The sequence below is a fragment of the Marinobacter sp. CP1 genome, from assembly GCF_001266795.1.
Classification (GTDB): Bacteria; Pseudomonadota; Gammaproteobacteria; order Pseudomonadales; family Oleiphilaceae; genus Marinobacter; species Marinobacter flavimaris.
Genome location: NZ_CP011929.1, coordinates 1,580,365 through 1,593,672, shown reverse-complemented (window position 1 = coordinate 1,593,672; position 13,308 = coordinate 1,580,365). Strand labels below are relative to the sequence as shown.

The 13,308-nt window shown below is 60.5% G+C and carries 11 protein-coding genes; 9 read left to right on the top strand and 2 right to left on the bottom strand.

The features are described 5' to 3' along the window. Positions 1 to 12: 12 nt before the first annotated feature. Entirely contained in the window at positions 13 to 1,083 is a 1,071-nt protein-coding gene (arsB, locus tag ACP86_RS07535; RefSeq protein WP_008172984.1) for an ACR3 family arsenite efflux transporter, read from the bottom strand. 91 nt (positions 1,084 to 1,174) lie between these two features. On the opposite strand from arsB, the gene ACP86_RS07530 reads away from it, so the two are divergent. From ACP86_RS07530 to arsJ, 3 genes are read left to right on the top strand one after another with little or no spacing between them, the layout of a single operon-like run. After that, positions 1,175 to 1,939: a metalloregulator ArsR/SmtB family transcription factor gene (locus tag ACP86_RS07530; RefSeq protein ID WP_008172983.1), complete on the top strand. Its 765-nt coding sequence runs from the start codon at positions 1,175 to 1,177 to the stop codon at positions 1,937 to 1,939. Positions 1,940 to 1,985: 46 nt separating this feature from the next. Next, entirely contained in the window at positions 1,986 to 2,990 is a 1,005-nt protein-coding gene (locus ACP86_RS07525; RefSeq protein WP_014578578.1) for an ArsJ-associated glyceraldehyde-3-phosphate dehydrogenase, read from the top strand. 1 nt (position 2,991) lies between these two features. Next, complete coding sequence (gene arsJ / locus ACP86_RS07520) at positions 2,992 to 4,185, top strand: organoarsenical effux MFS transporter ArsJ (protein ID WP_053113214.1); 1,194 nt, start codon at positions 2,992 to 2,994, stop codon at positions 4,183 to 4,185. 7 nt (positions 4,186 to 4,192) lie between these two features. On the opposite strand, the gene ACP86_RS07515 is transcribed toward arsJ, so the two are convergent. Continuing rightward, positions 4,193 to 4,819: a hypothetical protein gene (locus ACP86_RS07515; RefSeq protein ID WP_053113213.1), complete on the bottom strand. Its 627-nt coding sequence runs from the start codon at positions 4,817 to 4,819 to the stop codon at positions 4,193 to 4,195. Positions 4,820 to 4,908: 89 nt separating this feature from the next. On the opposite strand from ACP86_RS07515, the gene ACP86_RS07510 reads away from it, so the two are divergent. The 6 genes from ACP86_RS07510 to ACP86_RS07485 all read left to right on the top strand — a co-directional run bounded on the left by ACP86_RS07510 (position 4,909) and on the right by ACP86_RS07485 (position 13,301). Next, positions 4,909 to 5,517, top strand: coding sequence for an ATP-binding cassette domain-containing protein (locus ACP86_RS07510; RefSeq protein WP_008172979.1), 609 nt, complete (start codon positions 4,909 to 4,911; stop codon positions 5,515 to 5,517). After that, positions 5,504 to 6,301 (top strand): ABC transporter permease, encoded by a 798-nt coding sequence (locus ACP86_RS07505; protein WP_041645695.1) that lies wholly within the window; start codon positions 5,504 to 5,506, stop codon positions 6,299 to 6,301. The genes ACP86_RS07510 and ACP86_RS07505 overlap by 14 nt, the downstream gene beginning before the upstream one ends. Then, on the top strand, positions 6,298 to 7,482 hold the full coding sequence (locus ACP86_RS07500) for an MFS transporter (protein ID WP_053113212.1): 1,185 nt from the start codon (positions 6,298 to 6,300) through the stop codon (positions 7,480 to 7,482). The genes ACP86_RS07505 and ACP86_RS07500 overlap by 4 nt, the downstream gene beginning before the upstream one ends. 11 nt (positions 7,483 to 7,493) lie before the next feature. Then, on the top strand, positions 7,494 to 8,612 hold the full coding sequence (locus ACP86_RS07495; protein ID WP_053113211.1) for a DUF3524 domain-containing protein: 1,119 nt from the start codon (positions 7,494 to 7,496) through the stop codon (positions 8,610 to 8,612). A gap of 110 nt (positions 8,613 to 8,722) precedes the next feature. Next, positions 8,723 to 12,316 carry a pyruvate:ferredoxin (flavodoxin) oxidoreductase gene (nifJ, locus tag ACP86_RS07490; RefSeq protein WP_053113210.1) on the top strand — a complete coding sequence of 1,198 codons (3,594 nt, stop codon included), beginning with the start codon at positions 8,723 to 8,725 and terminating at the stop codon, positions 12,314 to 12,316. After that, positions 12,309 to 13,301 carry a dihydroorotate dehydrogenase-like protein gene (locus tag ACP86_RS07485; protein ID WP_053113209.1) on the top strand — a complete coding sequence of 331 codons (993 nt, stop codon included), beginning with the start codon at positions 12,309 to 12,311 and terminating at the stop codon, positions 13,299 to 13,301. Before nifJ ends, ACP86_RS07485 begins: the two co-directional genes overlap by 8 nt. Positions 13,302 to 13,308 lie beyond the last annotated feature (7 nt).

Here is a 13,308-nt window from a genome sequence, read left to right as displayed (position 1 = left end):
GGCCGCCGCGATTTATGCCGGGAACCGATCCCGGGTCTTGTTGGCGATGCGAACGAGCACCAGCATCAGAGGTACCTCCACCAGAACCCCGACGACGGTTGCCAGCGCTGCGCCGGATTGCAGGCCGAACAATGCGATGGCCGCAGCCACGGCCAGTTCGAAGAAGTTGCTGGCACCAATCATGGCGCCTGGCGCAGCGATGCAATGGCGGACTTTCCATAGCCTCGCCCAACCGTAGGCCAGGAAGAAAATCAGGAAGGTCTGAACGATCAATGGCACGGCGATCAGCACGATGTGCAGGGGATTATTCAGGATCACTTCGCCCTGGAAGGCGAACAGCAGCACAAGGGTGACGATCAGCGCCGCCGGGGTGACTGGGCTGAGGCGCTTCATGAAAACGTCGTCATACCATTGCTGACCGTGGCGCGAAATCAGGGCGCGACGGGTCAGGTAGCCGGCTGTTAGCGGAATCACGATGTACAGGACGACGGACAGCAGCACGGTATCCCAGGGCACCTGGATGTCGGAAATGCCCAGCAGGAAAACAACAATAGGCGCGAAGGCAAACAGCATGATGATGTCGTTAAGCGATACCTGCACCAGAGTGTAGGCGGCATCGCCTTTGGTCAGGAAGCTCCACACGAACACCATGGCGGTGCAGGGCGCCGCACCCAACAGGATCGCCCCGGCCAGGTACTCGCTGGCCAGTCCCGGCGCGATCCATGGCTCGAACACCACCATCAGAAAGAACCAGGCAATGGCAAACATGGTGAAGGGCTTGATCAGCCAGTTGACGATGGTAGTGATCGCCAGGCCTTTCGGTTCTTTCCGTACACCGACCACCGCACTGAAATCAATCTGCGCCATCATCGGGAAAATCATCGCCCAGATCAGAATGGCGATGGGGATGGAGACCTGCGCGTATTCGAAACGGGACAGGGTCTCGGGTACCACTGGTGCGAGCTGACCGAGCGCCACGCCGGCGATGATGGCCAGGGCTACCCATACCGACAGGAACTTGCCGAACAAATCCATGCCGCCGTCGGCGTCTTCAGCCCGGGTTATTTCTGTGTTGGTGCTCATCGTATTTGATGATTCCTTTACTCGTAGGGAGACTGAATCTATTATGCACAAAATTGGATATCCATAAAGCCGAATATATGGGGAAGCAGATATGAAGCGCCGCGTTTTGTTTGTCTGTACCGCCAACAGTGCCCGTTCTCTTATGGCAGAAGCCTTGCTGCGGGACATAGCCGGGGACCGGTTTGAAGTGGCCAGCGCCGGTACCGAGCCAACCGAGCCCCACCCGATGGCATTGCAGGTTCTTGAGGAAGCCGGCGTATCGACGGAAGGGCTTTCTAGCAAGCGGTTGGCAGATTTGCAGGAACAGTATTGGGATTACGTGATTACCCTCTGCGAGAAAGCTTCCAGCGAGTGCGGTGCGGTCTGCCAGCCGGCCCAGCAGATTGCCTGGGATTTTGCCGATCCGGTACCAGCAAACCGCCATTCCACTTTCGCCCTCAGGCTTAAGGAGATCAAAGAGCGAGTCGCCCTGTTCGCACTCATTCATCAGAAAGAAACTGGAGCGAAACCCGCCAGCTATGACCCGGTCACGGTGTTCAAGGCGCTGGCCGACGATTTCCGCCTTGCGGCGCTGTTAATGATCCGCAGCCAGGGGCAACTCTGTGTCTGCGAGCTTACCGAAGCCTTTGAAGCGCCCCAGCCGAAAGTCAGCCGGCATCTGGCCACGTTGCGGGATGCCGGCCTGCTGGCCACGGAGCGTCGGGGCCAGTGGATCTACTATTCCCTGAACCCGGGCATTCCGCAGTGGCTGGCCCGGGTGCTGGATGAAACCGCCAGCCATAACGGCCGATTGATAGAGAACCCGCTTGCGCGATTGCAGGCCATGGCAGACCGCCCATCTGTCCAATGTCTGTAATGTCCGCAGGGTCTAATGTACGGAACAGGTTTATCAGGAGCACAACATGAGCAAGATCAAAGTAGGCATTAATGGATTCGGCCGTATCGGTCGTCTGGCCTTGCGGGCCGCCTGGGGCTGGCCAGACATGGAGTTTGTAGCCATCAACGATCCGGGTGCCGACGCAGCTACGCTGGCGCATCTGCTCAACTTTGACAGCATCCATGGTCGTTGGAGCCATGACGCAACAGCCGATGGAACGGAGATCGAGATCGAAGGGAAGCGCATCCGCGTGACCCATAACCGCACCATTGGCGAAACTGACTGGTCCGGCTGCGATCTGGTGATCGAGGCCAGTGGCGTCAACAAGAAGGTCAGTGCCCTGCAGGCGTATCTGGATCAGGGCGTGAAACGCGTCGTGGTCACCGCACCGGTGAAGGAGGCGGGCGCCAAGAACATTGTGGTTGGTGTGAACGACGATATTTTCGAGCCGGCCAGCGACCGCATTGTGACCGCTGCTTCCTGCACCACCAACTGCCTGGCACCGGTGGTAAAGGTGATTCACGAGAAGCTGGGCATCAAGCACGGCTCTATCACCACCATTCACAGCCTGACCAACACCCAGACCATTATTGATGCGCCCCACAAGGACCTGCGCCGGGCGCGGGCCTGCGGGAGTTCACTGATTCCTACCAGCACCGGTTCGGCAACGGCGATTATCGAAATATTCCCCGAGCTGAAAGGGCGTCTGGATGGCCATGCCGTGCGCGTTCCGCTGACCAATGCGTCGCTCACCGATTGCGTGTTTGAAGTTGAAACGGCCACGGACAGGGATACAGTAAACCAGCTCTTGAAAGAAGCCGCGGAAGGCGAGCTCAAAGGCATCCTGGGTTACGAAGAGCGACCGCTGGTGTCGATCGATTACAAGACCGACCCGCGTTCCTCCATCGTCGATGCCCTGTCCACCATGGTGGTGAATGGCACCCAGGTGAAAATCTACGCCTGGTACGACAACGAATGGGGCTACGCCAACCGCACCGCGGAACTGGCGCGCAGGGTGGGTCTGGCCTGATATGACGGCTGCCATCCGACACTACCTGGTAATCACCGGCAACTACTGGGCTTTCACCCTTACCGATGGCGCCCTGCGGATGCTGGTAGTGCTGCATTTTCACCAGTTGGGCTACTCGCCCCTGGAAATCGCCCTGCTGTTCGTCTTTTACGAGTTCTTCGGGGTGGTCACCAATCTGGTGGGTGGTTACCTGGGCGCCCGCATGGGGCTGAACCGCACCATGAACATCGGGTTGTTCCTGCAGATTGTGGCGCTGGCCATGCTGGCGGTACCGGCGGCGATGCTGACCGTGCCCTGGGTAATGGCGGCGCAGGCGCTCTCAGGCATTGCCAAGGATCTGAACAAGATGTCCGCCAAGAGCGGCATCAAGCTGCTGGTGCCGGATGAGCAGCAGGGCACCCTGTACAAGTGGGTGGCCATTCTGACGGGCTCCAAGAATACCCTCAAAGGTGTGGGCTTTTTCCTCGGTGGGCTCCTGCTGATGGCGGCCGGCTTCAAGGGTGCCGTGATTATCATGGCGGTGGCTTTGGGACTGGTCTGGCTGTCCAGCCTGTTCCTGCTGGGACAGGATCTGGGCAAGAGCAAAGCCAAACCGAAGTTCAGCGAGATCCTCTCCAAAAGCCGGGCCATCAACGTTTTGTCCGCAGCCCGGATGTTTCTGTTCGGCGCCCGGGATGTCTGGTTTGTGGTGGCCTTGCCAGTATACCTGCACACGGTCTTTGGCTGGGATTTCTGGAAAGTAGGCGGCTTTATGGCGAGCTGGATTATCGGCTATGGCTTTATCCAGACCATTGCCCCGCGCATCACCGGCAACATGGAAGGCAAACAGCCTGCTGTGCTCTGGGCAGCAGCGCTGGCGCTGATTCCGGCAGCGATTGCCATCGGCCTGGCAGCGGGTTGGTCACCCCAGTTCGTGATTGTTGGTGGCCTGCTGTTGTTTGGCGTGCTGTTTGCCGTCAACTCCTCTTTGCACAGTTATTTGATTGTCAGCTATGCCCGTGGTGATGGCGTGTCGCTGGATGTGGGGTTCTATTACATGTCCAATGCCGCCGGCCGGCTGCTGGGAACCATTCTGTCAGGGTGGGTCTACCAGGCCTGGGGGCTGGAGGCCTGCTTGTGGATATCGTCGGGTCTGGTGGCCATGGCCGCGTTGCTGTCGGTTTTGTTGCCCCAGCGGCGGCCATTGACGGCCTGACCGGGCCTCAGAACCGAATGGCCAGCCCTGCGGCGGCTTCCACCTGCAGGTAGCCGCTGCTGTCGAATCTGAGTTCGCAGCCGCCGGAGCAAAACGCGGAACCGCCCGAGTTCAGGGCTGTGTAAACACCGCGCAGATCCAGCCTCAGGCGCAGTTGTTCAGTCAGGAAAAACTGGTACCCGCCGCCAATGGACAGGGCGGCCCGGTGGTGGGTTTCATACCGTGAATCGTCCGGCTCTAGGCGGGTAAGGCCGAACACGCCAGAGACAAACCCGCCATGATTCTGGCCACCCGGGAAATACAGCCCGCCGAACTGTAGCTGGTAAATGGTCAGGTCGATGGAATCCTGGCCCGGTGCAAACAGACCATTGTCCAGTCGGGCCGAGGTGCTTTGCCGGCCGAAATAAATCTCTCCCTGTTTGCCGGGCTCCGCCAGATCAAAATTGAACACCAGTCCCTGGCTGGCAGAATCCCGGAAGTCGATCTGGTCTGAGGTGCTGGCGCCAGCGGTCTCGATATCCACCGAACTGCTCATGCGAAAACCGGCAAACGGTGCCAGACTGACCTCTGCTGCCAACGGCGGGGCAATCAGTGCAACTGCCAGTGTGAACGTAACAAGAGATCGAAGCTTCATACATCCCTGGCCTGTGTGGCTGGTTGTTGGCAGGACACTGTGCAATGGTATATCCGTTATGAACATTGGCGAGCCCTGATGAGGCTATCTTGACAGATTTGGTCCTGAAAAATCTCTGTGTTGGCACTCTCAGTAACGTGTCTTTGACGGTACCTGGTGGACAGGTTGTCTGTCTGTCCGGTCCGTCAGGCAGTGGCAAGAGTCGGCTGCTGAGAGCCGTGGCGGACCTGGAGCCCCATGGGGGCACCGTGTCTGTGGCTGATACCTGCCAGGAGGATTTGCCCGCCCACCAATGGCGAAGCCGGGTGGTGATGGTGCCGGCAGACAGCCAGTGGTGGTTTGATGAGGTTGGAGGTCACTTCCCGGATCATGTGAAGGCAGATTTGCCGTCAGCGCTGGGCTTCCCGCCCGAGGTGCTGGAGTGGTCGGTAAGCCGGTTGTCTTCCGGTGAGCGGCAGCGGCTGGCGCTCTGGCGGGCCCTGCTGCTTGAGCCTGAGGTTCTCTTACTGGACGAACCCACCGCCAACCTCGACAACGACAGCACAGAAGCGATTGAAACCTGGTTGCTTGAGGAAATCCGGAGGCGGCAGATCGCAGTGCTCTGGGTCGCCCATGATGTTGGCCAGATTCATCGGGTGGCCGATGCCCATTACCGGATTCTTGGCACCAGTCTGGAGCGCGCAGATGGAAGTGATTGATCTGGCCTGGTGGAAGTTGGGGCTGGCGGCGCTGCTGGTGCTCGCCCTGGCTGGGACGGGGTATCTGGCCCGGCTGGGCATTACCCGAAACCTGTTGATCGCTGCACTTCGAACGGTGATTCAGCTGGCGCTGATCGGGCTGGTTCTGGAGGCACTGTTTGCGTCGTCCGGGTTCTACTGGATCGCCCTGATGGCCCTGGTCATGCTTCTGGTTGCCGGCCGGGAGGTTGTGGCACGTCAGGGCCGAAGACTCCAGGGCTGGTGGGCGTTCGGTATCGGCACCGGATCGATGTTCGTATCGTCCTTCTCGGTGACGGTACTGGCGCTCTCGGTAGTGATCGGCCCAGACCCCTGGTACACCCCACAGTATGCCATTCCCCTTCTGGGCATGATGCTCGGAAACACCATGACAGGCGTCAGCCTGGCGCTGGATCGTTTGAACGAATCGGTCTGGCGGCAGCGGGCCGTCATCGAGAACCGCCTGATGCTGGGCCAGACCTGGAAGCAGGCGCTGGAGGATATCCGGAGGGACGCCATGCGCAGTGGTATGATGCCATCCATCAACGCCATGGCCGCTGCCGGCATCGTCAGCCTGCCCGGTATGATGACCGGCCAGATTCTCGCAGGCAGCCCGCCGGCAGTGGCGGTGAAATACCAGATTCTGGTGATGCTGATCATCACCGTCGGCACCGGATTCGGTGCCCTGATGGCAGTTTCCTGGGGCGGGCGAAGACTGTTCGACGACCGGGAGCGCCTGCGACTGGACCGACTGGTGAAACAATGATCGACCTGCTACGACGTTACCCCCTCCCTGTGATCGTTCTGGCCCAGCTTTTCGGCACTTCGCTCTGGTTCAGTATCAACGGTGTCTGGTTGTCGCTGGCCGGCGAGCTTGGCCTGACCGAAAGTGATCTCGGGCGGCTGACATTGGCGGTGCAGGCCGGGTTTATCGCAGGCACCCTGACCATTGCGGTGACCGGCCTGGCCGACCGCTTTGGCGCGAGTCGGATCTTTGCGCTGTCGAGCCTGTTGGGGGCTCTGGTTAACGGTGGATTTATTTTCGCTGCCGGTGCGCCGCCGCTCGATTTCCTCCTGCGCTTTGCCACCGGGCTGTGTCTGGCCGGGATCTATCCCCTGGGCATGAAAATGGTCATTGCCTGGACGCCAAAGTATGCCGGGGCTGCCCTGGCCTGGCTGGTGGGCATGCTGACACTGGGAACGGCGCTGCCCCACCTGATGCGCGGAGCAACCCTGGGCATGCCCTGGGAGTGGCCGCTGATGGCGGCGTCCTGTCTTGCCGTGGCCGGAGGGCTGCTGGTGTTTCTGCTGGGTGACGGCCCGCACCTGCCTAGAAGCAGCGGGCGATTGCCCCTCAGCCAGGGGCTGGCGGCTCTGCGCATCCCGAGATTCCGGGCAGTGGCCGGTGGTTACTTCGGCCATATGTGGGAGCTCTACGCGTTCTGGACATTAACACCCCTGCTCATCGGCCGGGAGCTGCAGCGGATGGGGCAGAGTGACGCACTTATTCCCTGGTTGTCGTTTGCTGTCATTGGCATTGGTGCGGCAGGTTGCGTCGGTGGTGGCCGGCTCAGCCGAACACGGGGTAGTGAATGGGTGGCCCGGCGAGCCCTGATGGTGTCCGGGGCCTTCTGCCTGGTTTACCCCTGGCTGAACGGACTATCGCCGGCCTTGCTGATCGTTTTGCTCATTGTCTGGGGCATTGCTGTGGTTGCCGACTCACCTCAATTCTCGGCGCTGGCCTCGGCAACGGCGCCGAGGGAGTCGGTAGGCTCCTCTCTGGCGGTGATGAATGCGGTCGGGTTTGGTCTGACGCTGCCGGCCATCTGGCTGACCAGTGGGCTCTGGGGCCAGTTGAATGTCTGGGTGGTTCTCCTGCTGTTCCCCGGTCCGGTGCTCGGGCTTTGGGCACTCTCCCGGGCTCGGCCTGAGATTCAGGCTGGTTAGTGAGACATCGTATGACGACCTCTGGAACCACGCCGAGAATACTCCTTCTGTCTGGCTACGATGCCGCCAGTCACAGGCGCTGGCGGGAGCAGTTGAGCGCCATGTTTCCGCGTTATGAATGGCAGTTTCTTGCTTTGCCGCCAAGATTCTTCCGCTGGCGTATCCGTGGCAATCCACTGAGCTGGCTGAATGAGCCGCTCCTGCAGGAATCCTGGGATCTGATCATCGCCACCTCCATGGTGGACCTGGCAACCTTGCGGGGGCTACATCCGCGCCTGGCCAATACCCCCTGCCTGCTGTACATGCATGAAAACCAGTTCGCCTTCCCGGTATCCAGTGGCCAGAACGCCAGTGCCGATCCGCAGATGGTGAACCTGTACAGCGCGCTTTCGGCCGATTGTGTCGTGTTCAACAGTGGCTGGAACCGGGACAGTTTTCTGGCTGGCGCCGACTCTTTCCTCAAGAAGCTGCCCGACGCAGTGCCCGAGGGCCTGATCGAAACCCTGCGGGACAAGTCGAGGGTGATACCGGTGCCGATCGAGGACCGGTTGTTTGCTGATCGCCGGCCACTTATGAACCGGGCCTGCCCCCATCTGCTCTGGAACCATCGCTGGGAATATGACAAGGGGCCTGACCGTCTGCTGAAGTTCCTGCAGGTGCTGGACCAGCGTTCGATGCCGTTCAGGTTGAGTGTGGTGGGTGAGCGATTTCGCAGCTATCCGAAGGCATTTGACCGGATCCGGGAACAGTTTGGTCCTTGCATCGAACACTGGGGGTTTTTCGAGAATCGTGAAGACTATGATCAGTTGCTGCGTCAGGCCGATATTGTGATCTCCACGGCACTGCACGATTTCCAGGGGCTGTCGATGCTGGAAGCCATGGCTTCAGGTTGCGTGCCACTGGCGCCGGATCGCCTGGCCTATCGCGAATACGTGCCGGATCTGTGTCGCTATGAGAGTCATCAGGAAAATGCGGCGATGGAGGCTGAAGTGGTTGCCGACACGCTTGAACAGCTGCTGGAAGGACAGCTTCTGGCCTGCCCGCCGGAGGATTGGCGGGCATCCAGCCTGGCCGGCGATTATCATTCCCTGTTCCAGGATTTGATTCAGGCAGGATCAGCCAGTTCCTGAACCTGTTTCTTCCTCAAATCTGTCTCAGATCAATCCCGTTCCTTTGCGGTTGGCCCGGCCGATACTAGACTCAGAACTGTCTTTCGGCCTCACCACAAGGAGTTGTGGCCATGGAGTTTCATACCCTCGATGGCAATGAAGCGGTGTCTTCGGTGGCTTATCGCCTGAGCGAGACCATTGCCATCTATCCGATTACCCCTGCTTCGGTCATGGGCGAGCATGCCGATGACTGGGCGGCCCTGGGCAAGCCCAATCTCTGGGGGCAGGTGCCAAGTGTGGTCGAAATGCAGTCCGAGGCTGGTGCCGCGGGTGCCATGCACGGGGCACTGCAGGCCGGTTCACTGGTGACCACCTTTACTGCGTCCCAGGGGCTGCTGCTGATGCTGCCCAATCTGTACAAGATTGCCGGTGAGCTGTCGCCCTTCTGCATGCATATTGCTGCGCGCAGCGTTGCCACCCATGCCTTGTCGATCTTCTGCGACCATTCCGATGTAATGAGTGCCCGCGGTACCGGCTTTGCCCTGCTGGCTTCGGGGTCGGTACAGGAGGCCCAGGACCTTGCGGCCATCGGCCACGCCGTCACCCTGGAAAGCCGGGTGCCGGTGATGCATTTCTTCGACGGCTTTCGCACCTCCCATGAAATCTCCAAGATTGCGGCGCTCAGTGACCAGGATTTGCAGGCGCTGGTATCGCACGACGGAGTTGAAGCACATCGCAGCCGCCGGATGACACCGGACCGGCCAGTGGTTCGCGGCACCTCCCAGAACCCGGACGCCTTCTTCCAGGCCCGGGAGGCCATCAATCCCTTCTATCAGGCATTCCCGGGGAAGCTTGAAGCCGTGATGGACCGTTTCGCCGGTATCACCGGTCGGCAATACCGTCTGTTTGATTATGTTGGGCACCCTGAGGCCGACAGAGTGGTCATCCTGATGGGTTCCGGGGCCGAATGCGCCCATGAAACGGTGGAGTGGCTGCTGGCGCAGGGTGAGAAGGTCGGGGTTCTCAAGGTCCGCCTGTTCCGGCCCTTTGCCACGTCGCGTTTTCTGGACGCTTTGCCCGATACCGTCGAACATCTCGCGGTGCTGGATCGCACCAAGGAACCGGGAGCCCAGGGTGAGCCCTTGTTGCTGGAAGTCAGCGGTGCCCTGATGGAGGCCTACAGCCGGGGGGATCGGAAGGTACTGCCCCGGGTGATTGGCGGCCGATATGGGCTGTCTTCCCGTGAGTTTACGCCGGCCATGGTCTGCGCCATTTTCGACGAACTTAAAGCGGCAGCGCCGAAAACCCGCTTCACCGTCGGCGTGCGGGACGATGTCAGCCACCTTTCCCTGGAGGTGGATAGCGAACTGGATATTGAATCCCCGAAAACCCGCCGGGCGCTGTTCTTCGGTCTCGGTGCCGATGGCACTGTCAGCAGCAACAAGGCCAGCATCAAGATCCTGGGTGAGGGCACGGAGCTGTTTGCCCAGGGCCATTTTGTCTATGACTCCAAGAAATCCGGCGCTACCACTGTCTCCCATCTGAGATTTGGGCCGCTGCCGATCCGCTCCAGTTACCAGATCAACAGGGCCCAGTTTGTCGCCATTCACGCGCCCCAGTTTCTGGAGCGGTTTGATGTGCTCGAACACGCTGCCGAGGGCGCCACGGTGCTGCTCAATGTGCCCTGGTCAAAGGACGAGATCTGGGATCGGCTCTCGGTCGAGGTCCAGCGGGTATTGGTCGAGCGCAAGGCTCGGCTGTTCGTGATTGATGCCGCCGAGGTGGCGGAAAAGGCGGGTCTGGAGCGGCGGATCAACACCGTGATGCAGGTCTGCTTCTTCGCCCTGGCAGATATCCTGCCCCGGGAAGAGGCCATTGCCCATATCAAGGAATCCATTCGCAAAACCTGGGGCCGCCGTGGGCCGGAGGTGGTGCGCCGCAACGTGGAAGCGGTGGACTCGGCCCTGGACAACCTGCATGAGGTGCCGGTCCCGGACAAGGTGACGGCAACACGCACCCGACCGCCAAGGGTGCCCGAGAATGCGCCGGACTTTGTGCAGAAAGTCACTCGCCTGTTACTGGAGGGGCAGGGTGACAAACTGCCGGTCAGTGCGTTCCCGCCGGACGGTACCTGGCCAACGGGAACCAGCCAGTACGAGAAGCGAACCATCGCCCTGGAAATCCCGATCTGGGAATCCGACCTCTGCGTGCAGTGCAACTTCTGCGCGATGATTTGCCCGCACACCGCGATCACCAGCAAGGTGTTTGAGCCCGAGTCGGTCAAAGGGGCGCCGGAGGCGTTCGAGGTGGTGCCGGAAACCCAGACGTCTGAACTGGAGGGCCTGGATTACCGGATTCAGGTGGCGCCGGATGACTGCACCGGTTGTGGGCTGTGTGTCGAGGTCTGCCCGGCAAAGGACCGCACCCAGCCCAAACGCAAAGCGATCAATATGCAGCCGATCGAAGCGCACCGTGAGGTGGAGGCAGAGAACCTGGCGTTTTTCCGGCAATTGCCGGCTGTGCCCAGAGACCGTATCCCCCGGGACTTCAAATCCCTGCCGCTGCTGATTCCCCTGTTCGAATATTCCGGCGCCTGCTCCGGCTGCGGTGAAACACCCTACATCCGTCTGCTGACCCAGCTGGTGGGCGATCGGTTGCTGATTGCCAATGCCACCGGATGTTCCTCGATCTATGGTGGCAATCTGCCCACCACGCCTTACACAGTGAACGCCGACGGCCGTGGTCCTACCTGGAACAACTCGTTGTTTGAGGACGCGGCGGAACTGGGCCTGGGCATGCGTCTGGGGCTGGACAAGCTTGTCGGTCGGGCCTGGCAGTTACTGGAAGGGTTCCGGGAAGAACTACCTGACGGACTCTACCCGGAGCTGACCAGCGCCTGCACCACCGTTGATGAATGGGCAATGGCAGCCAGACGCACAGCCATTGAGCAGCTGCGGAACTGGCTGGCAGACAAGCAGACGCCAGAGGCCCGGGAACTGGACAGTCTGGCCGATGAGCTCTGTCCGAAGAGTGTCTGGGTAATAGGGGGCGACGGCTGGGCCTACGATATTGGTTATGGCGGTCTCGACCACGCCCTGGCCTCGGGTCAGAATGTGAAACTGTTGGTACTCGATACCGAAGTCTATTCCAACACCGGCGGGCAGCAGTCCAAGGCCACCCCCATGGGTGCGATTGCCAAGTTCGCCGCTGCCGGCAAGGCCACCCGGAAGAAGGATCTGGGCCTGCTGGCCATGAGTTATGGTCACGTCTACGTGGCCCAGATTGCCATGCAATCCCACAGCAACCACACCACCAAGGCCCTGCAGGAAGCCGAGAGCTTCGACGGCCCGGCACTGATCATCGCCCACAGCCCCTGCATTGCCCACGGTTACGACCTGGTGCACTCGCCCGCACAGCAGAAGCGGGCGGTAGACAGCTGGGCCTGGCCGCTGTACCGGTTTGATCCCCGGCGTATTCACGAGGGGCTGCCGCCCCTGCAATTGGACTCCCTGCGTCAGAAAGTCACCATGAAAGCCTACATGCAGGAAGAAGCCCGCTTCCGGATGCTGGAGCTGCGGGATCTCCAACGCTATGAACAGCTGGTGGCTGCGGCTTCGGAGGCGGCCACTGAACAGCGTGAGCTCTACAAGCAGCTGGCGGGGATTCACTTTGAGCCCCATGAAACTTCTGACGCTGACAATGAAAAGGGTGAACGTCATGACTGAATTGGCAACCCGTTGGCTGGGGTTGGAGCTTCGCTCCCCCCTTGTGGTCGGCGCCAGCCCCCTGACCGATGACCTGGACGCGCTGAAGGCCTGTGTTGACGCTGGCGCCGGTGCCGTGGTGATGCATTCCCTCTTCGAGGAGCAGTTGGTGGAGGAGCAAATGGCGGCTCACCGGTTTATTGATTCGCGGATCAACATGGACGCCGAAGCCCGATCGTTCTTTCCCGAATCCGAGTTGTTCGAGATGGGATCGGACAGCTACCTGCAGCGGTTGGAGCTGTTGCGACATTCGCTGGGTGTGCCGGTGATTGCCTCGCTCAACGGTATTTCAGCGGGTGGCTGGACCCGGCATGCACGTGAGCTGGAAGCGGCGGGCGCCCATGCTATCGAACTGAATCTCTATGACCTGGCCTCGGATCCGGAGGAAACAGCGGAGGCACTGGAACAGAGACAACTCTCGGTTGTGAGGTCAGTGGCTGAGCAGGTGAGCATTCCGGTCAGCGTCAAGCTATCGCCTTTCTACTCGGCCTTGCCTGCGTTCGTCGCCGGTATCGAAGAGTCGGGGGCCCGGGGCGTGGTGTTGTTCAACCGGTTCTATCAGCCGGATATGGATCTGGATGAGCTGGAGTTAAGCCGGGAGGTGGTGCTGTCGACCAGTGCCGAGCTGCCGTTGCGGTTACACGCAGCCGCCATGTTGTTTGGCCAGACAACACTGGAGATGGCGGTTTCGGGTGGCGTTCACAGTGGTGACGATGCGGCAAAAGCCATTCTTTCGGGCGCTTCCGCTGTGCAGGTGGTCTCGGCCGTGTTGTCGGAGGGTACTGGCGCCCTGTCGAGGATTACCCGGGAAATGACGGCTCGGCTCTCCGGAATGGGATACCGCTCGCTGGCGGAAGCCCGGGGCGTCCTGTCAATGGCGAACGCCCCCAATGCCCGAACCTGGGAGCGTCTTAACTACGCCCGCCTTCTGCACGGCTGGAAATAGAGCGGCT

What these genes read in the sequence shown, in the direction of transcription:
- ACP86_RS07505 (WP_041645695.1), top strand. Translation starts at nt 5,504, where the DNA reads ATGGAAGTGATTGATCTGGCCTGGTGGAAGTTGGGGCTGGCGGCGCTG.
- ACP86_RS07485 (WP_053113209.1), top strand. Translation starts at nt 12,309, where the DNA reads ATGACTGAATTGGCAACCCGTTGGCTGGGGTTGGAGCTTCGCTCCCCC.
- ACP86_RS07525 (WP_014578578.1), top strand. Translation starts at nt 1,986, where the DNA reads ATGAGCAAGATCAAAGTAGGCATTAATGGATTCGGCCGTATCGGTCGT.
- ACP86_RS07530 (WP_008172983.1), top strand. Translation starts at nt 1,175, where the DNA reads ATGAAGCGCCGCGTTTTGTTTGTCTGTACCGCCAACAGTGCCCGTTCT.
- ACP86_RS07500 (WP_053113212.1), top strand. Translation starts at nt 6,298, where the DNA reads ATGATCGACCTGCTACGACGTTACCCCCTCCCTGTGATCGTTCTGGCC.
- ACP86_RS07495 (WP_053113211.1), top strand. Translation starts at nt 7,494, where the DNA reads ATGACGACCTCTGGAACCACGCCGAGAATACTCCTTCTGTCTGGCTAC.
- nifJ (WP_053113210.1), top strand. Translation starts at nt 8,723, where the DNA reads ATGGAGTTTCATACCCTCGATGGCAATGAAGCGGTGTCTTCGGTGGCT.
- arsJ (WP_053113214.1), top strand. Translation starts at nt 2,992, where the DNA reads ATGACGGCTGCCATCCGACACTACCTGGTAATCACCGGCAACTACTGG.
- arsB (WP_008172984.1), bottom strand. Translation starts at nt 1,083, where the DNA reads ATGAGCACCAACACAGAAATAACCCGGGCTGAAGACGCCGACGGCGGC.
- ACP86_RS07515 (WP_053113213.1), bottom strand. Translation starts at nt 4,819, where the DNA reads ATGAAGCTTCGATCTCTTGTTACGTTCACACTGGCAGTTGCACTGATT.